This is a genomic window from Chromatiales bacterium (assembly GCA_024234935.1).
Taxonomy (GTDB): domain Bacteria; phylum Pseudomonadota; class Gammaproteobacteria; order Steroidobacterales.
Genome location: JACKNI010000001.1, coordinates 312,807 through 333,405, shown reverse-complemented (window position 1 = coordinate 333,405; position 20,599 = coordinate 312,807). Strand labels below are relative to the sequence as shown.

The 20,599-nt window shown below is 59.5% G+C and carries 20 protein-coding genes and 1 pseudogene; 11 read left to right on the top strand and 10 right to left on the bottom strand.

Annotated elements, in window-relative coordinates; genetic code table 11:
* Nucleotides 1–4: 4 nt before the first annotated feature.
* Entirely contained in the window at nucleotides 5–1,219 is a 1,215-nt protein-coding gene (locus tag H6979_01585) for a tyrosine-type recombinase/integrase (GenBank protein ID MCP5138537.1), read from the top strand.
* A 600-nt stretch (nucleotides 1,220–1,819) separates the two neighbouring features.
* Here the strand turns inward: H6979_01585 and H6979_01580 are convergent.
* The 5 genes and pseudogenes from H6979_01580 to blaOXA form a co-directional block, all read right to left on the bottom strand.
* Entirely contained in the window at nucleotides 1,820–2,425 is a 606-nt protein-coding gene (locus H6979_01580) for a hypothetical protein (GenBank protein MCP5138536.1), read from the bottom strand.
* A 48-nt stretch (nucleotides 2,426–2,473) separates the two neighbouring features.
* The gene (locus tag H6979_01575) at nucleotides 2,474–2,839 is read right to left on the bottom strand and encodes a hypothetical protein (GenBank protein MCP5138535.1); all 366 of its coding nucleotides are present in this window, start codon (nucleotides 2,837–2,839) and stop codon (nucleotides 2,474–2,476) included.
* 662 nt (nucleotides 2,840–3,501) lie between these two features.
* The gene (locus H6979_01570) at nucleotides 3,502–3,792 is read right to left on the bottom strand and encodes a hypothetical protein (protein ID MCP5138534.1); all 291 of its coding nucleotides are present in this window, start codon (nucleotides 3,790–3,792) and stop codon (nucleotides 3,502–3,504) included.
* 132 nt (nucleotides 3,793–3,924) lie between these two features.
* A complete protein-coding gene (locus H6979_01565) occupies nucleotides 3,925–4,320 on the bottom strand; it encodes a VOC family protein (GenBank protein MCP5138533.1) in 396 nt (131 codons plus the stop codon).
* 219 nt (nucleotides 4,321–4,539) lie between these two features.
* A pseudogene (gene blaOXA / locus H6979_01560) lies at nucleotides 4,540–5,273 on the bottom strand (class D beta-lactamase).
* Between the two features lie 987 nt (nucleotides 5,274–6,260).
* Between blaOXA and H6979_01555 the strand changes: the two are divergent.
* The 4 genes from H6979_01555 to H6979_01540 all read left to right on the top strand — a co-directional run bounded on the left by H6979_01555 (nucleotide 6,261) and on the right by H6979_01540 (nucleotide 10,904).
* Nucleotides 6,261–7,229 carry an integron integrase gene (locus H6979_01555; GenBank protein ID MCP5138532.1) on the top strand — a complete coding sequence of 323 codons (969 nt, stop codon included), beginning with the start codon at nucleotides 6,261–6,263 and terminating at the stop codon, nucleotides 7,227–7,229.
* Nucleotides 7,230–8,100: 871 nt separating this feature from the next.
* On the top strand, nucleotides 8,101–8,967 hold the full coding sequence (locus H6979_01550; GenBank protein MCP5138531.1) for an integrase domain-containing protein: 867 nt from the start codon (nucleotides 8,101–8,103) through the stop codon (nucleotides 8,965–8,967).
* 258 nt (nucleotides 8,968–9,225) lie between these two features.
* On the top strand, nucleotides 9,226–10,062 hold the full coding sequence (locus H6979_01545; GenBank protein ID MCP5138530.1) for a type IV toxin-antitoxin system AbiEi family antitoxin domain-containing protein: 837 nt from the start codon (nucleotides 9,226–9,228) through the stop codon (nucleotides 10,060–10,062).
* Entirely contained in the window at nucleotides 10,062–10,904 is an 843-nt protein-coding gene (locus H6979_01540) for a nucleotidyl transferase AbiEii/AbiGii toxin family protein (protein ID MCP5138529.1), read from the top strand. Before H6979_01545 ends, H6979_01540 begins: the two co-directional genes overlap by 1 nt.
* Nucleotides 10,905–11,190: 286 nt before the next feature.
* On the opposite strand, the gene H6979_01535 is transcribed toward H6979_01540, so the two are convergent.
* Nucleotides 11,191–11,910, bottom strand: coding sequence for a pirin family protein (locus H6979_01535; GenBank protein ID MCP5138528.1), 720 nt, complete (start codon nucleotides 11,908–11,910; stop codon nucleotides 11,191–11,193).
* Between the two features lie 204 nt (nucleotides 11,911–12,114).
* Between H6979_01535 and H6979_01530 the strand changes: the two genes are divergently transcribed.
* Both H6979_01530 and H6979_01525 read left to right on the top strand, forming a co-directional pair.
* Nucleotides 12,115–12,687: an NAD(P)H-dependent oxidoreductase gene (locus tag H6979_01530; protein ID MCP5138527.1), complete on the top strand. Its 573-nt coding sequence runs from the start codon at nucleotides 12,115–12,117 to the stop codon at nucleotides 12,685–12,687.
* Nucleotides 12,688–12,756: 69 nt separating this feature from the next.
* Entirely contained in the window at nucleotides 12,757–13,656 is a 900-nt protein-coding gene (locus H6979_01525; GenBank protein MCP5138526.1) for a pirin family protein, read from the top strand.
* A gap of 118 nt (nucleotides 13,657–13,774) precedes the next feature.
* Here H6979_01525 and H6979_01520 read toward each other — a convergent pair whose 3' ends face one another.
* Complete coding sequence (locus H6979_01520) at nucleotides 13,775–14,362, bottom strand: DUF2269 domain-containing protein (protein MCP5138525.1); 588 nt, start codon at nucleotides 14,360–14,362, stop codon at nucleotides 13,775–13,777.
* On the opposite strand from H6979_01520, the gene H6979_01515 reads away from it, so the two are divergent.
* Complete coding sequence (locus H6979_01515) at nucleotides 14,357–15,232, top strand: DUF1838 family protein (protein MCP5138524.1); 876 nt, start codon at nucleotides 14,357–14,359, stop codon at nucleotides 15,230–15,232. The genes H6979_01520 and H6979_01515 overlap by 6 nt on opposite strands.
* 7 nt (nucleotides 15,233–15,239) lie before the next feature.
* Here H6979_01515 and H6979_01510 read toward each other — a convergent pair whose 3' ends face one another.
* The 3 genes from H6979_01510 to H6979_01500 are packed head-to-tail and all read right to left on the bottom strand — an operon-like array spanning nucleotide 15,240 to nucleotide 18,119.
* Nucleotides 15,240–16,139 (bottom strand): alpha/beta fold hydrolase, encoded by a 900-nt coding sequence (locus tag H6979_01510; protein ID MCP5138523.1) that lies wholly within the window; start codon nucleotides 16,137–16,139, stop codon nucleotides 15,240–15,242.
* Between the two features lie 27 nt (nucleotides 16,140–16,166).
* Nucleotides 16,167–17,216: a methyltransferase domain-containing protein gene (locus tag H6979_01505; protein MCP5138522.1), complete on the bottom strand. Its 1,050-nt coding sequence runs from the start codon at nucleotides 17,214–17,216 to the stop codon at nucleotides 16,167–16,169.
* 30 nt (nucleotides 17,217–17,246) lie between these two features.
* The gene (locus tag H6979_01500; GenBank protein ID MCP5138521.1) at nucleotides 17,247–18,119 is read right to left on the bottom strand and encodes a DMT family transporter; all 873 of its coding nucleotides are present in this window, start codon (nucleotides 18,117–18,119) and stop codon (nucleotides 17,247–17,249) included.
* Between the two features lie 146 nt (nucleotides 18,120–18,265).
* Here H6979_01500 and H6979_01495 point away from each other — a divergent pair, with 146 nt between their 5' ends.
* The 3 genes from H6979_01495 to H6979_01485 are packed head-to-tail and all read left to right on the top strand — an operon-like array spanning nucleotide 18,266 to nucleotide 20,540.
* A complete protein-coding gene (locus H6979_01495; protein MCP5138520.1) occupies nucleotides 18,266–19,237 on the top strand; it encodes a cation diffusion facilitator family transporter in 972 nt (323 codons plus the stop codon).
* Between the two features lie 9 nt (nucleotides 19,238–19,246).
* Nucleotides 19,247–19,870: a hypothetical protein gene (locus tag H6979_01490; protein MCP5138519.1), complete on the top strand. Its 624-nt coding sequence runs from the start codon at nucleotides 19,247–19,249 to the stop codon at nucleotides 19,868–19,870.
* Nucleotides 19,871–19,877: 7 nt separating this feature from the next.
* Nucleotides 19,878–20,540, top strand: coding sequence for a hypothetical protein (locus tag H6979_01485; protein MCP5138518.1), 663 nt, complete (start codon nucleotides 19,878–19,880; stop codon nucleotides 20,538–20,540).
* The last annotated feature ends 59 nt before the right edge of the window (nucleotides 20,541–20,599 follow it).

Here is a 20,599-nt window from a genome sequence, read left to right as displayed (position 1 = left end):
CCACATGCCGTTGACCGATAGCGCAATCCGTTCTGCCAGGCCGCAAGCCAGGAGCATCAGGCTGTTCGACGTCGGCGGCCTGTACCTCGAAATCAGCCCTGCTGGCGGGAAGTGGTGGCGCTGGAAGTACCGCTTTGACGGAAAGGAGAAGCGCCTGTCCTTCGGCGTCTATCCCGACGTGAGCCTGAAATCCGCCCGAGATCGACGCGACGAGGCACGCAAGCTGCTGGCGAGCGACGTCGATCCGGGCGAGCAACGAAAAGCGATCAAGGCGGCCAAGGGCGACCGGGCCGCCAACAGCTTCGAAGTCGTCGCGCGGGAGTGGTTCGCCAGGTTCTCGCCTTCCTGGGCCGAGACCCACTCCAGCAAGATCCTGCGCCGGCTCGAACGGGACATCTTCCCGTGGATCGGCGCGCGGCCGATAGCGGAGATCACCGCGCCCGAAATACTGTCTGTTCTAAGGCGCATCGAATCGCGCGGCGCGGTCGAAACCGCACACCGCGCATCGCAGAACTGCGGGCAGGCATTCCGCTACGCAGTGGCCACCGGTCGCGCCGAGCGCGACCCCACGCGCGATCTGCGCGGCGCGCTGCCACCGACCCGGGGAACCCATCTTGCCTCCATCGTCGAGCCGAAGGCCATCGGCGAACTGCTGCGCGCGATCAATGGTTACAAAGGCGCCCTCATCACCAAGTGCGCCCTGCGCCTCGCCCCGCTCGTGTTCGTGCGCCCCGGCGAACTGCGGCGGGCCGAGTGGGCCGAGTTCGATCTCGACGGCGCCGAATGGCGCATCCCGGCCGCGCGCATGAAAATGCGCGAGCAGCACATTGTTCCGTTATCCACCCAGGCCGTCGAAGTCATGCGCGAGCTGAGGCCGCTGACCGGCAAGGGTCGGTATGTATTCCCCGGCGCACGCACCAATGGCCGCCCCATGAGCGAGAACACCGTCAACGCCGCCCTGCGCCGCCTGGGCTACGCGTCGGATCAAATGACCGGCCACGGATTCCGCAGCATGGCCTCCACCCGACTCAACGAACAAGGCTGGCACCGCGACGCGATCGAGCGCCAACTTGCGCATGCGGAACGCGACACCGTGCGCGCGGCATACAACTTTGCCGAGCATCTGTCTGAACGCAAGAGGATGATGCAGTCGTGGGCGGACTATCTCGACACCCTTCGTATCGGCGCAACCGTCATCCCGCTCACACGCACCGCCTGACCGACTCGCGAGAGCGCCATCACTGAGCCGTCCGTAGAAACGGGGGCGAACCAGCAGTAGGGGCTGGAGAACGAGATCCGATTCGATAAAGAAGACCCGCATGGGCAGGTCCTTCTTCATCTGATTGCGCGCCAAGGCGGATGAATCTGGGCACTGGCAAGTAGTGGTCAGCTTGGTTCGTTAATGTTTAATTCGCGCTGTCGCACGGCAGTGGTGTCACGAATGCTTTGATTCCAACCCAGGCTTAGATCGCTGCTGTCGAGCGATTAGCGGCCTCGTAACTGTGTACCAAACGAGAATCGCCCCTACCACACCACAAACGGCACCTGTGGCCGCGGTATATAGGGCACGATGAAACGTTAGTGTTCCATCTTGGTAGTCCAGACAGGAGAACGTGACGAATTCAACCAGCGTAAAGCTCCCTCCGAATAGGACTAGGTGACCTAGCAGCGATGTATAGCACCAGCGAAGAAATGGTCGGATTCTCATAGGGCAACCTAACGCTGTGCTCACCGGACCGTGAGCGGAGCGGCAAACTGTGCGAAAAGAGCGCAACGCGCGACGCACAATTTGCCGCGGAGTCTCACGGGTCCGGTGCAGCTACTTGTTATACGCATTTTCGATTACCGAATTCAGAGACGCCAGTTTTCCGTCGCAAAGACGTAGGGTCATGTCCTTTATTTCATTTCCTTCTGCATATTCAAAAGCGAAGTCTGCATGCTCCGCGCTAAACCAGGTGCGGACTAGGCTCGCGCTTTCTTCGCAATACCTAAAATGTCCCAACCCGTGTTTGATCTCAAGCTTCAAATTGCCCGAGCTGTCAAAAATAAGAATTGCCGTACCGGGAAGCCCATTGTTCGAAAGGCCCACGAATAGAGAATTATCTTTCGAGGAAAATATTTGGTCAAAGCTGACGTTGCCGTATCTTCCGACCAGTTGATCATCGGTATAAATGTCGACTGTGAACGAGGGATACTGTTGGTCATTCGTCGCGTCCACGATCCTCAGTATTTTTGTTTTTCCAAATTGGTGGACAGTTTCCGTTTTCTCTTTCCGAAACGACCAACTGTCCGCCAGAGCCCCTGCATTCAGGATGCTAAGAAGGAGACTCGCATACACGGCAGGTTTAAGCGTACGATGGCAATTCATGCGTATAACGATCGAGCTCACCGGCGCCAGCGGCTGGCGCGCGGGTTGCCCTTGCAAGCCGCGTGACAGACGCGTCAGGCGACCGGTGGAGCGACTGGTTAGGTTTCATGCCCACGGCTTAAGAACATCCCATGCAATCTTCGCCAGAAAGAATATTGTCCCAACCAGGATCAACTTTCCAATGGCCGATCTTCGTTCTGTTGTGCGAACCGAAAACGGGAAGTCGTCCGCGGTTGCTATCGGATTGTGGAGCGTAAATATGTACTTGCCTGTTTCTGCGTCGATTGCCAGGCACTGCACCCTCTTGAAAAGCATCCGCTCGGTATTCAGGGCTGCCTCACTTATCGCCGCGTAAGGAATTGACCAATCCTTGAACGTTGCTTCGTCTGGCCCTAACGTGAGCTCCCCGAGTTCGCCGCGTGACCACTCAATTACGCCGTCGAATCGCCGTTCTAGGCGCAGCCCTGTCACCGTAAGATGCTTGTCCACAAATGTGTCCGAGAAACCTAACGATTGAGTTGAGCGGCCGCGCTCAGCCGTGCCAGGCGCGCTCTGCGCGCACAATGACCGGGCGACGCGGAGCGCGCCTCGCGATGATGCGTCACGGGCCGCTCGAACGATTGGTTAGCCGTCACAGGCGCCACCAGGCCATATGAGAGGCGGCATGATCCCAATATAGGTGGATCGAGTCGCACTCACCGTCACTCAGTGTGAGGCCAATGGCCCCCGTAATTACTTTGCAGCCGGGTAAGGGTTCATCCATGGGGCTGCAATTCTGAGGAGTGGCGATCAGCTCAGCCGGCAACTGGCAGATAGCATCCTGTCTGGAGGGGCCTACACCAAACTCTAGGACCTGCACTGCTGCGGAGGCGCCTCCGCGCTCAATGGAGATTTCTACCTTACTCTCGCTCTGCACGAGCGTGGCGCGATCAATGACTCCATCCCCGTCAAAGTCGCCCCGAACAACGCTGGAGTCAGGGTGAGGAGCGCCCGCCGCAGCCGATGCTGCGACGAACGAAACCGCTAGTGCCAATACAAGCGAATTCATGACGGCTAACGCCCGAGTTCAGCGGCCGCCCGCCGATCCATTGTGATGTGCACTTTATCGTTCACGGTCCGCCTGCAACGAGTTGTTAGATGCCATTGCGTGGAGAGTTATCAGCCTTGGTAGGCCGACGATATCCGAACCCTTCCATAATTGAGTAGATATGCTCCGTCCTAAGTGGCTTCACAACCAGGAAGGCAATACCAATCGCGAGAATGGCGATTCCAGTTACAGCGAACATCACCCGCTCGTCTGGATCGCCGAATGCAGAGATGCAAAATACTACGCCGACGAGCACCGACATGACGCCGAAGGCGCGTGCGAACACGTTCATCAGGCGAACATGCCAACGTATGTATTTCTCGCTCAGTAGAAACACTACAACTCTCCTCGAGGCTGGACCGCGCAACCTACGCGCAATGTAACGCCCACAATTCTCATGGCATCTAACGCTGGAAATCAGCGGCGCGGGTACCGCGTCCGCTGCATTGACTTGTTAGAGCCCGCACGCTCAAGTTGAATACGGTGCTTGGACAAGGCGCTGAGAGACCCACCAGATATTGCCATGCGGATCTTTGATGCCGCCTTGACGGTCGCCATAGGGCATGTCGCTGACCTCCATCTCCAGCGTGCCACCGGCCGCCAGCGCCTGTTCCATGGCCTTGTCAGCGTCCTCGACGTAGATGTAGCAGGCCGTTGGCATGGGTGCGTACTGGCCACCAGCCTCGCTTGCCATGATGGTGGATGTGCCGATGCGAACCTGCGCATTGGCAATGCAGCCGTCGGGGCGCAAGCTGCGAAGCACCTCGGTGCCACCAAAAGCTTTGACAAGGAACGCAACGAATTGGTCGGCACCCTTGACGAAGAAGTATGGCGTGATCGTATTGAAGCCGGGCGGAACGTACATGATTACCTCACGGTTTCTTGCGGGCGCTAACGCTCCCGCTAAGCTGCAACGCCATAAATATAATTCTTTACACAAGAGATTGGCGTTGTCTGCTTGAGCGGGGATGTTATGTTTGCATTCACCATACGCGAATCAGAGTTGTACGCAGTGTTTGGGTAGCCCTGCCTTTGCATTTTGATTGCCGCGCGTCTTTGATTTAATGTTTTCATAATGTCTTATTTCGTTGTCTATATCCATGTTAAAGGCGAAAAAAGTAAACCTCTGTCTCCTTCTCAACCCACCCAACCCACCATGCGACACCAGGATTTGACTCAGTTCCCACACCAGAAAAACCAGTTTTTGAATGCACTAGATATTCAGGTGCCGCCTCCGTTACCAAAGCCTCTTTTTACTATTAGCTGGTTTTCTTTAGATGCTGACAATTTATTTAAATATAGAGACTCTAGAAACTCCACTTGATTAACTGCGGAAATTCTAAGCTGGCCTTCCAACCAGAATTTGTCAATGCCACCACTGATATTCTGGTTGCCATAGGAAAATTTTTTAAGGTATTTCTGCATTCTTACTTCGCCAACTTCTCTGGCGATTTGTTGAAATACGGGAACAGCTGAAACTTGTATTGCCCCTCTTAAGGTCAAGTCTCTTTCCCATTGCTTCATGGCTCTTGGCTTTCCGTCCCATTTGAAAACCTGATGCTCATTCTTTATGACACCAGTTTCTAGGCCGATAATTGCGTTGGGGATCTTAAATGTTGATGCTGGAAGATATTCCTTTGATGCACGAGCTAAGTCATTGGTAGCGCAGGATTTACTGCTACTTTTACAAAGCACGAAGACACCATTGACGGCTTCGGCAGAGAACTCTTTGTTCCAAGACGTATTTTCTGTAATTGAACCAGCTAATGCCGTACTCGAAAGACACGCGATAATTACATATGCGGCAAATGTTTTCATGGCACCTTCTTGGTGGCTAACGCCTGAAGCTCACCGGCGCCAGCGGCTGGCGCGCGGGCAGGCTTGCGTCTGCAAGCCGCGTGACAGGTGATTCAGTCAACGTAGAGTGGATGCGTCCGTTAAACGCCTGGCGCACTCTGGCATCGCAGATCGCTTGCGCAGTACTGCCGGGTTCGTGAAGCCGTTGGGTGCGCTGCCGAGGTCAATCTTCCGCCACTTCAGGCTTCACGGCCACAATTCATGAAGGATGGTCGGGTCCAGCAGGCGTTGATGTCCCAACCTGGCGACAGAACCGGTGACCTGCAGTGCTGCGAAGCGAGCCAGCGATACTGGCTTTTCGCCATCGCACGGAGCACTATGCAACCCCAATCATCTGGGAATGCGAACTGAACTGTCTCTGCCACACCGACTACCGGATGGTCCGGCACCAGAGACCGCGTAATCTTAACCTTGAGTGAGACCGGCGGCTGCGCGCTTGAGACACTCGTGACAGACCGAACGGCAAACGCAAGAATCGCTGACCACCGTAAGAATATTGTTCGCTGGAGGATCCGGCCGTCCAATGGTCGTTATGCGGCGCACAGAACGTAGTCGGCGGAAAGAGGCTGTAAGAATTCCGTAGCACGCTGAAACGCACGGCGTGGGACCAGAACAGCACGTTCACGCCGCAAAGACGCTTCCTTCACCACCCGCTTTTCGGGATCTTGAGCGGATTGCCGCGCCCCGGATAGTTCGGTGCCCGTGAATAGTTGCCCAGCGCTCCCGCTCCTCTAATTTCAATCGGGCTCCTGCCGGTGCGAGAAGGCGACTAGCACGGTCGCAAGGAGAAGGAGCCGAATCATCTGTTCTGAATCTAACTATATCTATACGGACTAAATTCCGTTTGCCATCCGGACTTTTTATGGGAAATCATGGGAAACCCATTTGCGATCAGATGGATAGAGTGAATAATAAAAAAAGATAAACGCGGCGTAGGAGATCATCACCATGGCACCCTCCCCGTTGCTCGAAAAAGTCCGAGCCTGCATCCGTGTGCGGCATTATAGCCCGCGGACTGAAAGTGCCTACGTGCACTGGATCCGCCGGTACATCCTGTTTCATGGCAAGCGACATCCCGCGGAAATGGGCTCAGCCGAAGTTCGCGAGTTTCTCGATTATCTTGCCGTGCAAAAGAAAGTCGCGGCGAGCACTCAGAATCAGGCACTGGCTGCCGTTCTGTTTCTCTACAAAGCAGTACTGGACCAGGAGATAGGCTGGATTGAGGACGTGGTGCGTGCCCGAAGGCCCACTCACCTGCCGGTCGTACTTTCACGCGGGGAGCTGGGCCAGGTACTGCAAGAGCTGGCGGGCACCGAAAGCCTGATTGCGCGGATGATGTACGGCAGCGGCATGCGCTTGCTGGAGGCACTCACGCTGCGCGTAGGAGATCTCGGTTTTGATTACCACCAGATCACGGTGCGCTCTGGAAAGGGCATGAAGGATCGAGTGACAATTCTACCCGAGGGTGTCCTGCCGGACTTGCGGCAACACCTGGAGCGTGTGCGGCGACTGCATGATCGAGATCTCGCCGAAGGCTTTGGCCATGCCCCGCTCCCCGACGCGCTGGCGCGTAAGTACCCGACAGCGGCCATCGAGTGGCGCTGGCAGTTCGTATTTCCGTCCAAGACCCGTTCACGCAGCGCTGAAGACCCCTGCTGGCGTCGCTGGCACGCTTCGCCGAGCAACCTGCAGAAGGCAATCAAGACAGCTGCCCAGCGCGCCGGCGTTGATCGGCGCGTCTCCACGCACACCTTGCGCCATTGCTTCGCGACGCACCTTCTGGAGGATGGCTATGACATCCGCACGGTCCAGGAGTTGCTCGGACACTCGGACGTGAAGACCACCATGATCTACACCCACGTCATGCAGAAAGGCGCACGCGCTGTGCGCAGCCCGCTAGACCGGACAACCGGATAGACCGACCATTTCCTAAGTCATCACTGGATCGAGGAATGCCGGCAGGTCAGGACATACGCGACCGTCAGCAGTGCTGACACCTCGAACCGGCCGTGCGCTCTGGCCCACCGCATGAGGCCCTGTCTCAGCCTCTCCACTGCTGTTGCAGACGACAAACAGATGGCGCAGCATCGGTGCGTCCAAATTCACGTTGGCTGTGTCAGCCCGGTTGATGCCCGTTACGCATCGCCCGAAACCGGTCAGATCTCCTGAAAACCGGTGGCCGCAAGGCTCGGAGATTTCGTCAGACTTGAGACACGATACGTTTGTCCTGCCCCAGTCGAGCTTGCAGAACCGTAGCGGCATCTGCCGAGACACCACTGCTGCAATCTCGCCCGCATCCTGCCCCAGCATCGCTGCGCCAACCGCGTCGTCACTACGCGGCGCCAGCCAGTAGTGACGACGCGCATACAGCCCCAGCACACAAGCGTTGTGCCGGGGCTGTCGCAAGTGACAACCCCACGTGACGACCTCTCTGGAACGTCACAACCTCGGACCGCGCAACGCGGTCTGCCCCTCGCCCGCGCCTCTCTACGGGCCACATCAGCAATAGCGCCACCGGCGCACCCAGAGCCTTGGGTCAATGGCTCAACCGATGGATCGCCTTCCCACAGGAAGCGCCATCGACGCCAATGCCGCGTGCCGCGGCGGCCAGTAGTTACTCGGCACGAAACGGGAGTGGTGTCCCGTGTCCCTTGTGGTTTCCGTAACGCTCAGGCGTTCGGGACGGACAGAAACACTGACCAGATATGCATTACACCAGCGACAGAAAGCGAATCGAAAACCCTGGGGCAACGGATGGAAGGCAGAACGAAAGGCAGACGAGAAGCGAATGCGGAATCTGAACTATGAGTTGAAGCAAATGTGCCGGCGCAACCGCGACGGCAGCTTCGCGACCCAGCGCGATCGCGAGCGCGTGCTCGACCTGGTGGCAAACCAGCTTCATGAGTTGGGCTACCGGCACATGGCTGCAGCAAGCCTCAAGCCCAAGCACGTCGAGCGCTTGGTCGAACGCTGGCAAGCCGAAGGCCTGGCTGTGGGCACGATCAAGAACCGGATGGCAGAGCTGCGCTGGTGGACAGAAAAGATCGGCAAGCAAAACGTCATGACCCGCGACAACGATCATTACGGCATCGGCCATCGACAGTACGTCACCAACGTCAGCAAGGCGCGTCAGCTGACCGGAAGCGAGCTCGCCCGGATCACCGACCCCTTTACGGCAATGTCGCTGCGGTTGCAGGCCGCCTTCGGCCTGCGCCGTGGTGAGTCGATCAAGATCCGCCCGGCGTGGGCCGATCGGGACAACCGGCTGGTACTCAAGGACACCTGGACCAAGGGTGGGCGGGCGCGCGAAATTCCGATCCGCAACACTGAGCAGCGCCAGCTCCTTGATGAAGCCAAGGCCCTGGCCGGCAGGGGCAGCCTCATTCCGGCCGAGCGAAGCTACGTCGAGCAGTTACGCCGCTTCGAGTATCAGTGCGCTGCGGCCGGCGCACACCGCATCCACGGCCACCGCCACCAGTACGCACAGACGCGTTACCGCGAACTGACCGGCTGGCCGGCACCTACGGCCGGTGGACCACGGGCTAGAGATCTCACACCCTCAGAACGCGAGGCCGACCGCGAAGCGCGACTCACGATCAGCCCAGAGCTGGGGCATCAGCGCGAGCAGATCACCGTGGTGTATTTAGGTCGGTAAGTCTGCCGTATCGCTCGACCGAACCAACCCCGGGGCAGCTGTCAGCACTGCTGACAGTCAAAAAAGTGCCCGGGCAACCGTGCCGCCTGACGTTCGTCCGGCAACAGCTGCAGAACTTGGACGTACCGTGGGAAGTCCGCTTTGAATGATCATTGTTATATTTTAGCCTCGATTCGTCCCTTATAAGGAAACGAACTTGCCACTAAAAATAGTTTCTGTTATCTTTTTTGCGCATTTCGTCTCTATTCGAGAACTACATTGAGCGTAAAGTATCATTCGCAGACCAAGACACTAGGCCCACGCGCGGCGCAGCTCTTCACCGAACTGAACGAACGGTGCCGGTCTACGTTCACCTTGGCGGATGTGCGCTCAATCACCGGGCTGTCGGCGTCATCGGCCCGCAACCTGGTGCACAAGGCCCAACAACGGGGCTTGGTGACACGGCTGAAACCAGGTCTCTACAACCTAGTGCCCTTCGAACTCGGCCGTGCTACCGAATATATCGGCAGCCCGTACCTGATTGCGCGTGAACTCGCCGGCACGGCACCCTACTTCCTGTCACACGGTACGGCACTTGAACTGCATCGCATGGTGACCCAGCCGAACTTCACCATCTATGTGTCATGCACGCGGCGCGTCCGCCCACAGACGGTGGGTGGCTACGATTTCCGCTTTATCCACATCACCACAGAACAAGCCTTCGGTGTGGTGAAGCACTGGATCGACAAAGAGCGCTTCGTGATGATCAGCGACATGGAGCGCACCATCATCGATGGTCTACGACACCCCGCGTTTGCCGGTGGCATTACCGAAGTCGCCAAGGGCTTGTGGATGAAGCGCGATGTGCTGAATGCCGAGCGGCTGGTGGACTACGCACAACGTCTCGGCGTCGGCGCGGTTGTGCGTCGCCTTGGCTACCTGCTTGAGCACTACAGCCTGGCCGATGCTTCAATGCTCGCCTCGTTGCGCGACACGTTAACGGCAACCTACCAGCGACTCGACCCGCTACTGCCCGCCGAGGGTGCCTTCCTCGCACGCTGGCGGCTTCAGCTCAACGTGACTCCCGAAGAGCTCGATGCCGTGAGGCTTGGCTGATGATCCCTCAACGCAACATTTCGTTGATCTCGAACACGCTGCAATCTGCTGGCGGGCGGCGCATCCCCGAAGCCGTGATCGAACGCGACTACGTGCTGGCCTGGTTTCTGACGGGTCTGGCCGGCCATCCGCTGCGCGAAGTGCTCGCCTTCAAAGGCGGTACCGCGCTGCGCCGCTGCTGGTTCGAGGACTACCGGTTTTCCGAAGACCTGGACTTCACGCTGACCCGACCAATCGCACTCGAAGAAATCCTGGCTGGCCTGAACGAAATCTTCACTGCGATTGAAGCCGCCTGCGGCCTTCGCATCGCCTTCGATTGCGAAGACCGCCACGGCCATCAGAACAGCTACACGTTCTATCTGCGTTACCAGGGGCCGCTCCCCGCTCCGAACGATGTCAAGGTAGACATCACGATCAACGAAGTCCTGTGCTACCCGTTACAGGATCGCCCGATCCAGCGTATCTACACGAGCTTCGACGACCTGCCGGAAGGACCGACCGTGAAGGTCTACGCTCTCGAAGAGATCGTGGTCGAGAAACTGCTGGCCCTGAGCGACCGGGCTCGCAACGAGCCGCGCGATCTGTATGACCTCTGGTATCTGTTCGGCGCAACCAATTTGCGAATTGCAGAGATGCGTGTCGAACTCGATGCCAAGCTGGCATTGCGACAACGTGTCGTTGCAGGCATGGAGCAGGCAATCGCCGCCAAGGAAGAGCGCCTGCGTCGGCTCTGGGCAAATCGTCTTGCACACCAGATGAGTCAGCTTCCGACATTCGATACAGTCTTTCGGGAAGTGCAGCGTGCCGTGCGGGCTGCCGCCTTGCCGAAGTCGAAAGCCTGATCTGTTACTGGCACAGCAGCGGTCAAGAGAAAAGCGCGTGTTCGACGCGCTTCCAGGCTCGCGACGGAATCGCACCGGGTGCGAAAACGATACGTCAACCGTGGGGCAATTTTGGGGGCAAGCGGAAAAAGCGAATCGGCGAAACTCCAGTACCCACAATACCTTGCAGTCAGGATGTGAGGGACGCCGCCTCCACCACTTCACGATCCGACGACATCCGATGACGACCGAAAAACCCGCTAAAACGCGGGTTTTTTCGCATCTGAAGCCCCAATGTTGCGTAAGCTCAGGGCGTTTGCGGCAATTCGTTCGGACGCAGGTCGAATACCAGCACTTCCGCACCCTCGCCGGCCGTTAGCTGCAGCCTCTGTGGGTTGCGCAGGCGCACCCCGTCACCGGCCTCCAGCTTCATGCCGTCGAGTTCGATGCTGCCGCGGGCGACATGCACAAAGGCATGACGGTTCTTGTTTAGCGTCAACGCGGTACCGTCACCATCGAACAGACCAGCGTAAACGTGGGTGTCCTGCTGAATGCGCAGCGAGCCATCGCGGCCATCCGGCGAAATGATCAAGCGCAGGCGCCCACGCTTGTCCGCTTCACTGAAGTGTTGCTGCTGGTAGACCGGTGCGCCACCGGTGTGGTCCGGCACGATCCAGATTTGCAGGAAGTGCACCGGCTCCTCCCTGGAGCCGTTGAACTCGCTGTGGGTAACGCCACTGCCGGCGCTCATCAACTGTACATCGCCGGGCCTGATCTGCGAGCCGGTACCCATGCTGTCGCTGTGCACCAGGACGCCTTCCAACACGTAGGAAAAAATCTCCATGTCGCGGTGCGGGTGGGTGCCGAAACCCTGGCCGGGTGCCACGCGATCCTCGTTGATCACGCGCAGGTCAGAAAAGCCAATCTGGCCCGAATCCCTGTAGTCGGCGAACGAGAACGTGTGGCGCGAGCTCAGCCAGCCGTGTTCGGCGACACCGCGGTCCGCAGCCTTGCTTACCTGCATCATGGTGCTTCTCCGTGTTGATGGGAGGTGAACGAGTGAGGCTCCGCAGAAATCAAAGCCTTCAGATGGCCTATGTCCCCTCCATGAAGCTGCTACTGTAGGCCAGCGGTTGTTGCCTATCAGGTTGCCGCCACCACCACCGCCACCGGCCGAGTAAGTCCAGCCGTTGCCATGCTGGCGGCCATTCCGAAAACCAGGGAGCAGATGATGAAGACGTACAAGGTCGGATACCTGATCGGCAGCATCGCAAAGGAATCCATCAACCGCAAGCTCGCCAATGCGCTGTTCAAGCTGGCACCGGCCCAGCTCCGCTTCGAGGAAATTTCCTACCGGGATTTGCCGATCTACAGCTACGACTATGACGCCGACTATCCCGAGGCCGGCCGCAAGTTCAAGCAGTGCATCGAGGGCTCCGACGCGATCCTTATCGTGACGCCTGAGTACAACCGCTCCGTCCCCGGCGGGCTCAAGAATGCCCTCGACTGGGCCAGCCGCCCCTGGGGCACCAACTCGTTGGCCAACATTCCGTCAGGCGTCATCGGCACCTCGCCAGGCGCAATCGGCACTGCCGTGGCACAGCAGCACTTGCGCAGCATCCTCGGCTTCCTCAACTCGCCGCAGATGAACTCGCCGGAAGCCTACATCCAGTTCAAGGACGGGATGATCGATGACGCCGGCAATATCGCCAACGCATCCACGGCAGAGTTCCTGCGCAACTACCTCAAGGCGTTCCACGAGTTCATCGGGCATGTCCTGACCGTGTTGCCGCGTGGCACCTGAGGTGGCTGCAACGCCACCGGTATCGGATGCCCGTCGTTCGTGCCATTGCTCGAAACCAGTAGCGGCCACGTGATCGAACTTGTCATACAGCAGCGGCGTCGCGACCTCGGCAGTTTCGAGGTCGGCCGTGTGCTGCCGTACGCCACACGCCGAATGGTCGGGCCCTACATCTTCTTCGACCGCATTGGTCCCAAGGACCTGCAGCCGGGACTGCCTCGCGAAGCGGACATTCGCCCGCATCCGCATATCGGACTGTCTACGATCACCTACCTTTTCGACGGCGAGATCATGCACCGCGACAGCGTCGGATCGGAGCAGGCGGTGCGTCCGGGCGAGGTCAACTGGATGACCTCAGGCAGCGGCATAACCCACTCGGAGCGCTTTGAGCACCTGCGCAGGGAAGGCGGGCGGCTCGACGGCATCCAGGCCTGGGTGGCGCTGCCGGACGAGCACGAGGACATGAATCCCGAGTTCTGGCACTACGACAGCGCGGCGCTCCCGGTGTTCGATAGCGACGGCGTGGTCGGGCGGCTGATTGCCGGCCGCCTGTCGGGTGTGGCCTCGCCGGTGCGCACCGAATCGCCGCAGTTCTACGTGCACTGGCAGCTGCGTGCGGGAGCGCGCGCATCACTGCCCGCCGAGTACCCGGAGCGCAGTGTCTACGTGGTCAGTGGGGCGGTTGACGTTGGTGGCCAGCGGATCGAGGCCGGCACCATGGCTGTGCTCAAGCCGGGCAAGGCCGCAACCCTTGCCGCCATCGGCGATGCCGTGGTCATGGGCCTGGGCGGCGAGCCCGTGGGGCCGCGTTACATCGACTGGAACTTCGTCTCCTCATCAAAGGAACGCATCGACCAGGCGCGCGAGGACTGGGCAGCCGGCCGAATGAAGCTGCCCGATCTCGACAACGGCGAGTTCATCCCGCTGCCACCTGCGATTAGCCAGGCGCACGAACCCGACCCGATGTCGTGAACGACCACAAGGGATGCTGCTGTAATCACACAGCAGGTCCGGCACCAATCAGCGGACCAAAGCATGGGCCTCGGCCGGTATCGATCGGCAACAGCGCTTGCCTAAAACGCTGCCGTCCTCAGAGCCCCGGCCGGAACACCATCAGCCAGAAGATCGCGAGCACGCCGGCGATAGAACCCAGCGCGAGATACTGCCAGCGACGGGCCAGGGTGTGGAATTGCGGCGGCAGAGGCGTCGCCGCGCGCGGCGACGCGAGCGAGGCAGCGGCCAGGGCCCTCATCCCCAGTTCAGCCTTCACGAGGTAAACCCAGCACATGCCCGCGAGGATGTAGAGGATCGCAACCGCCAGGAACCAGCGGGAGCGCAGCGAGTACTCGAGCTGAAGCATCAGCAAGTAGCCCGTCGTGGGCTGAATTACCGCGACCGGCCCGGCAATGAACCACTCGGCCCGCACCGCGTTGCGGATGGTGACAGCGATCGCTGCCACATCAGCTGAACGCAGGGACGTACGCACAAACCAGAACGCCCCAATGCCCACGCCGAACATCAGCGCTGAACTGACAACATGAACGAGACGAATCAGTTCGCCCGGCATGTCTGCCAGTATAGAAAGAACGCGGGCCACGTCGAGCCGAATGACCCGGGAATGGCTAAACTCGCGGGCTTTCCCCCATTGTTTTTGATGACAGAGGAGACTGGCATGCACCCAATGACCCGGCGAGCCGCACTTGGCGGCGTAGCAAGCCTCGGCACACTCGCGGTTGCGTCTGCGGGTGCAAAGACCTCGGCAACCGCTGTTCCGGAAGGTTTCAATCTGGCCGATCCACTGACGGCCTTGCGCGCTCACGTCAAGATGGTCGGCAGCCTGGGTACAGAGACCGTGCACACCTTCTTCCGGCTGAACCTCTATGCTGATCTTGGCACCGGCAACTTCGTGCCGCTGTTCACGATGAACAACATCCTGGTCGACTACTGGGATGCGAAGGGCAACGATCGCTACGAAATGCGCAAATATGAGGTGGGTTTTTATACGAAGTTCGACAGCCACGAGCCGCTTGAATACTTCGACAATCCCCTGACCGGCGAGCGAAGCAATATCCACCACTTCCGGCTCGGGCCTGTACCGCGAATTTATACGCCTGAGGGCATTACCGCGATGGGCTACACGCCGAAGGCGCTGCCGCTGGAATTGATCGGTGACCGGGTGTTTCTCGCCACGCAGTCCATCGAGAAAATGCCGGACATGGTGCGGCCCGGCGAAACCAACTATGTGAATTCATTCATGACCTTTTCGGCCCTGTTCACCGATATTGCCAATCCCCGGCTCAACTCCGCACCCATACATGCCCAGCTGCAGAACAAGAACCGCTGGCAGCCATGGATGGGCATGGGCGATCGTTCGGGCGGCACAGTCGCGCGCGGCTTCGGGGCCAAGATATCCGGACTTGATGCCCTGCCTTCGGACGTGATGACCGGCGTACGGCGCTTTGTGCCGGAGATACTCGACACGAAGAACTGGAAGGAATTCATGTTTGAAGACACCGAGTATCTGCGCGAGCGCGCCACCGCCGGATAATGCGGCACTAATGAGCGGCAAACTCCGCAATCCGTAGCGCAATCTCGCGATACCGGTCCTCGACGATATAGAACCCGGCCGGCTCCAGCAGCGCGTGCGCCTGCCCCTTGGCCCCGGGGATATGCGTCTTGATCGCATCCGGCCCCAGACTGCCGGTACCGAGGCTGGCACTGAAGAGCGTGAGCACCGGCTTCGTCCATTCGGCCAGCTTCTGCCATGCCTCCTTGTTGGCGATGCTGACTGGATCATCGGGCCAGATCGGCAGGATCATGGGGCAGCGTCGCGGACCGGTCTTGAAGGTCTCATCCGGGTACGGCGCGTCGTAGGCCGCAATGATCCCGGGCCCGAGTTTCTCGACGACGCCCATGTTGACCATCTCGCCCTGCGGAAACTTCGGCAGCGCGAACTGCTGCGCACGCCAGTTCAGAAACCATTCCCGCCCGCTGCCGCCCTGCCCTTGCGGCAACATGGTATTGCTCAATACGAGTCGGCCGAAGAATGCGGGATGCAGCGCCGCGATACGCAGGCCGAAGTAACCACCCCAGTCGAACAGATAGGCGGTCGCATCCCGGATTTGCAGTGTATCGAGAAAACACACCAGCCAGTCCACGTGTTGCTGAAAGCTGTAGTCCTCCGTGTCCGGCAGCTTGTCGGAACGGCCAAAGCCAATGTAGTCGGGCGCCACCACACGATGACCCGCCGCGACGAGCAGGGGGATCATCTTCCGGTACATGTACGACCATGTGCCCTGCCCGTGCATCAGCAGGATCACCGGCGCATCGACAGGTCCCTCATCCAGGTAGTGCATGCGCAGACTGCCAAAGCACGCATCGGGCAGCTGGCAATAGTGCGGCGCGAAACCGAATTCCGGCAGCTTGTCGAAGCGATTGTCTGGTGTACGTTTCACACCGGCCGCGTTCACCCGACTGCCCCCTCAGCAACAGCTGCCAGATGCGTCGCGCACTCCGGCTGATGCCCCTGCATCGAAAGGAATGCTGCTGCCGCAGCCGGCAAACAGGCCGAAGTGGCGGCTGAAGTCACCGATGAAATCGAAATGCGCTGCGAAACGGGTTTCATGCAACATCCGGAAGGTATTGCCGCAGACCGGAAACACGCGACCGGCTTCAATGCCGTGATGCTTGTCCAGATCGAATCGCAATGGCTGATCGGGCACGGTACCGCGATAGACCACGGCCTGCCCATGATCTTCGCAGGCATCTTCCAGTGCGGCGATCCTGAACAGTCGATACGTGGCCGAATAAAAACGGATAGCGCCGACCCGGGCAGCGAGTTCTGCATCGGTGACCGCCAGCGGCTGATCGGTGAGCAGGCGCGGATCCGCAAAGCCTGCCTGCCGCGACATGCGCAGGAAATCGTTCCAGTACAAGGCACCACCGAGGCACTCACCATAGAGTACGGGATCATTGCGTACCGATTCAGGAACACGCCGGTCGGCGTAGACGTCCGAGAAATAGAACTCCCCGCCCGGCTTGAGCAGGCGATGCACCCCGGCGAGCACGGCAGGCTTGTCCGGCGACAGATTGACCACGCAGTTGGAGACAATGACATCAAAGCTCCCGGGCTCCAGATCCAGTTCATCCAGGCGCTCGATATAGCCGCTCAGAAAACGCACGTTGTCAAAGCCAAACTGTTCGGCGTGCCAGCCGCGATGACCATCGGCAACCGCCAGCTGCTCGGCAGTCATGTCCACACCAACAACACTGCCCGTCGGTCCGGCCAGCTGCGCCAGCGCATAAACATCGCGCCCGGAACCACAGCCCAGATCGAGAATCCGGCAACCCGCGAGTTGCGGCGGACAGACCAGCCCGCAACCGTAATAGCGGTTCAGCACTTCAGGATGGATGCGTGACAGCAGCGGCTTCAGCCAACCCGGTACCTTGCTTGTATCGCAGCAAGCCGTGGTCTTGAGGTCTGCAGAGCCCTGCAGTTGCTTGCCGTAGTAGTCCTTGACGATGTCGTACATATCAATACACCCTCTCGCGAAACTTCGTGCCTAGCGCAGACGCCGGCTGGTAAAGCCGCCGACCAGTGCGGTACCCAGCAGGATCACGCTGCAGCCGCCGAGCATGGCGAGTGTAACGGTCTCATCAAGTAAGAGCGCACCCCACAGCATGCCGAATACCGGGATCAGGAATGCAACCGCCATGGCCCGGGTCGGACCGGCACTGATCACCAGCCGGAAGTAGTAGATGTTCGGGATGCTCGTACACAGTACGGCAAGCAGCACAACTGCCAGCCAGGAGTGCATTGAGGGCGACTGCTCGGGCCACTGCCACAATGACAGCGGCAACAGCAGCAGTGCGGCAAAAACAAGGCTGCCACCCGTTGTCACCCATGCATGTACGCCGGCGAGCTCCGTTTTCACGAAGTTCGCCGCCACCCCGTAGCACAAACTGGCCAGAAACGCGCCTGCGGTTGCCAGCAAGGCACCGCTCTGCGTGGAGGGTACTCCGCCGACCAGCAGCACGACACCGGAAAACCCGGTGACCAGACCGGCAACGCGGAGCAGCGTCGGGCGCTCCCGCAGCCATAGCCAGGCCAGAAATGCCGTGAACAATGGCGCAGTCGCATTGATGATCGAGGCAAAGCCGGCGGTGACATACAGGGTTGCATGCGCAAACAAAGAAAATGGCAGTGCGGCGTTGAATGCGCCAAGCAGCAGCAGTTTGAAAAAATTATGTCTGAACTGTTCCCGCCAGGCGGGATTCAGCAGGATTCCGGGCAGCAGCACCAGGGCAGCGATGGTCACGCGCATCGCAATCAGCGGTACCGCGCCGAATTCTCCGACGGTCATGCGCAGAAACAGGAAAGACCCGCCCCAGGCGGCAGCCATCAGGATGATCTGCAGGAATTCGGTGGGCGACATGCGGCGCGCAGCCAGTGGGGAGGCGCGGCGATATTAGCCGGTTGCAGATGGACGAGCCATGATCGAAGCGCCGATGCATGGCATAATGGCTTCAATCGTCGCCAACACGAAACATGGCGGCACCGCTTCACGATCCCGGATGAGCTGTGGCCCGCACTGAAAAAAACACTGACGCGCCAACCCGCCTCAGCAAGGCTGAACGCGCCTGGCTGCTCAAGTCGGCAACCTATGCATCCGTGTTCGTCGCCTGCAGTCTGGTTGGCGGCAAGGTTTGGGCATGGCTGGCTACGGACTCTGTCTCCATATTGAGCTCCCTCGCCGACTCCGTTCTCGATGTACTGGCTTCGCTGCTGACCTTCTGGGCCATCCGCTATTCGCTGGAACCGCCTGACCGCGAGCACCGTTTTGGCCATGGCAAGTCGGAAGGACTTGCCGCCCTGTTGCAGGCACTGATCATCAGTGGCTCGGGCGTATTCGTCTGCTATGAAGCCATACAGCGCCTCTTGGCCCCTGCACCGATCGCCCAGGCTGGCGCCGGCATAGCGGTGCTGGCCGTTTCAACCCTGGCGACAGTCGGCCTGGTCTTCTACCAGCACTTCGTGAAGAACAAGACGGGCTCGCTGGCCATTACCGCCGATGCAATGCACTACAAGACAGACGTGCTGGTCAATGTGGTCGTGGCGGGTGCGGTGGCAGGCACGGCAATGACCGGACTGCGCTGGCTGGACCCGCTGGTTGGCGGGGCCGTTGCCCTCTACCTGGTATCCGGCGCCTGGGGAATCGCCATGCATTCTCTCGACGTGCTGCTGGACAAGGAGATTCCCGAAGTCGACCGTCGCCGGATTCGCGATATCGCAAAAGCACATCCGGAAGTACTTGGTTTTCACGACCTGCGCACCCGGTTCAGCGGCTCCGGCTACATCGTGCAGTTCCACCTCGAACTCGATGCCGGCACCTCGCTGCATGAAACGCACGAGATACTCGATCAGGTGGAAGCCGAGATCTGGAAGGTGTTTCCCGACTGCGAAATCATCATTCACCCCGACCCGCTGGGTTTCGCGGAACGCCGCGACAACTTTGAGAAGCCGGCGGCAATCCTCGCCAGTTCCGGCGGATAGCAAGGCACCATGTGCGCTGGTCGTATTGCTGCGACCACTCTCGTTCTGCTGTTGGCAGCAGGCTGCAGCCAGTCGCTGACCATTCCGGACCGCGTTCCGGAACCCCTGGTTCAGGCCCTGCCGCTGAGCGCCGGCCTGTATTACACCCCGGCGTTTGCCGCTTACCACTACACCGAGCATGAGGACGGACAGGCGGCATGGGATATCGAGCTCGGGCCGGCCAACGTGGGTCTCTTCGACCGGCTCGGCAGTCGCCTGTTTCGCGATACGGCGCAGGTGAGCAAGCTGCCGACGGCGGCCAATCCGGCTGCGGTCGATATCATCATTGAACCGGTCATTGATGCCTTCGAGTTTTCCTTGCCAAAGAACTCGGCGTCGGACCAGTATGCGGTCTGGATCCGCTACACTCTCAGAGTGTACGGACCCGAAGGTGAACTGATCACCGCATGGAGTCTCAGTGGCTATGGGGAAGCCCGCGAGAGCACCCTGAAGCCGGCTCGCTCAATGGAACAGGCGACTGTCCTCGCCATGCGCGATGCGGCTGCTGCCATCAGTGTTGAGTTCGCCGTTCAACCCGGGATCGAAAAACTGCTGCAGGAGCAATCCGATGCCAGCACCGACGCAAGCAACTAGACAGACCATGAGCTGGCTTTCGCCGGTGTTGCCGCTCATTTTCGCCATCTGTTCCGGCTGCGTCACCAGCCGCGTTGAAGGACTGAAGAACGCCGCAACCGGCATCACGGCAAACGAATCGATTGTGGTCATCCCCGCCAGTTACCACAAGGGCAATCGCACAGAAGCGGACTTTCTCGAGTGCATGGATGAAGAACTGGATAACGGCGCACAGGCGCTCAAGGTCTATCCGCGCGAGAAATTCCTCGACGAACTCTTTCCCTGGCTCGAGCCGCGCACCATGCCGCAGGGGATCAATGATCTGCCGGAACTGCTGGCCCGACCAGGTGTCAGTGAACGGATCAGCGCCAGCGGGGTGCGTTATCTGGTCTGGGTCAATGGCAGCACAAAGAAGACGTCGGATGGCGGTGGCATGAGTTGTGCCGCCAGTGCAGCCGGTGGCGGTTGCTTCGGTCTGGTCTGGTGGGAAGACGACGGCACATATACTGCCCGAGTCTGGGATCTGAAGGCCTCAAGTTCCGCCGGCAAGGTAAGCGCCGACGTCCATGGCAGCTCGATGATGCCGGCGCTGATTCTGCCGCTGCCATTCATTGCGCGTACCGAAACAGCTGCCTGCAAGGAGCTGGCCGGTGAGCTGCGCCAGTTCATAGTCCAGGAGGACATGTCCTGATTCCTGCGGCAGTTGCCCACCGCTCGCGCGCTGGTCTCGCTACAGCCCTGCTCCTTCTG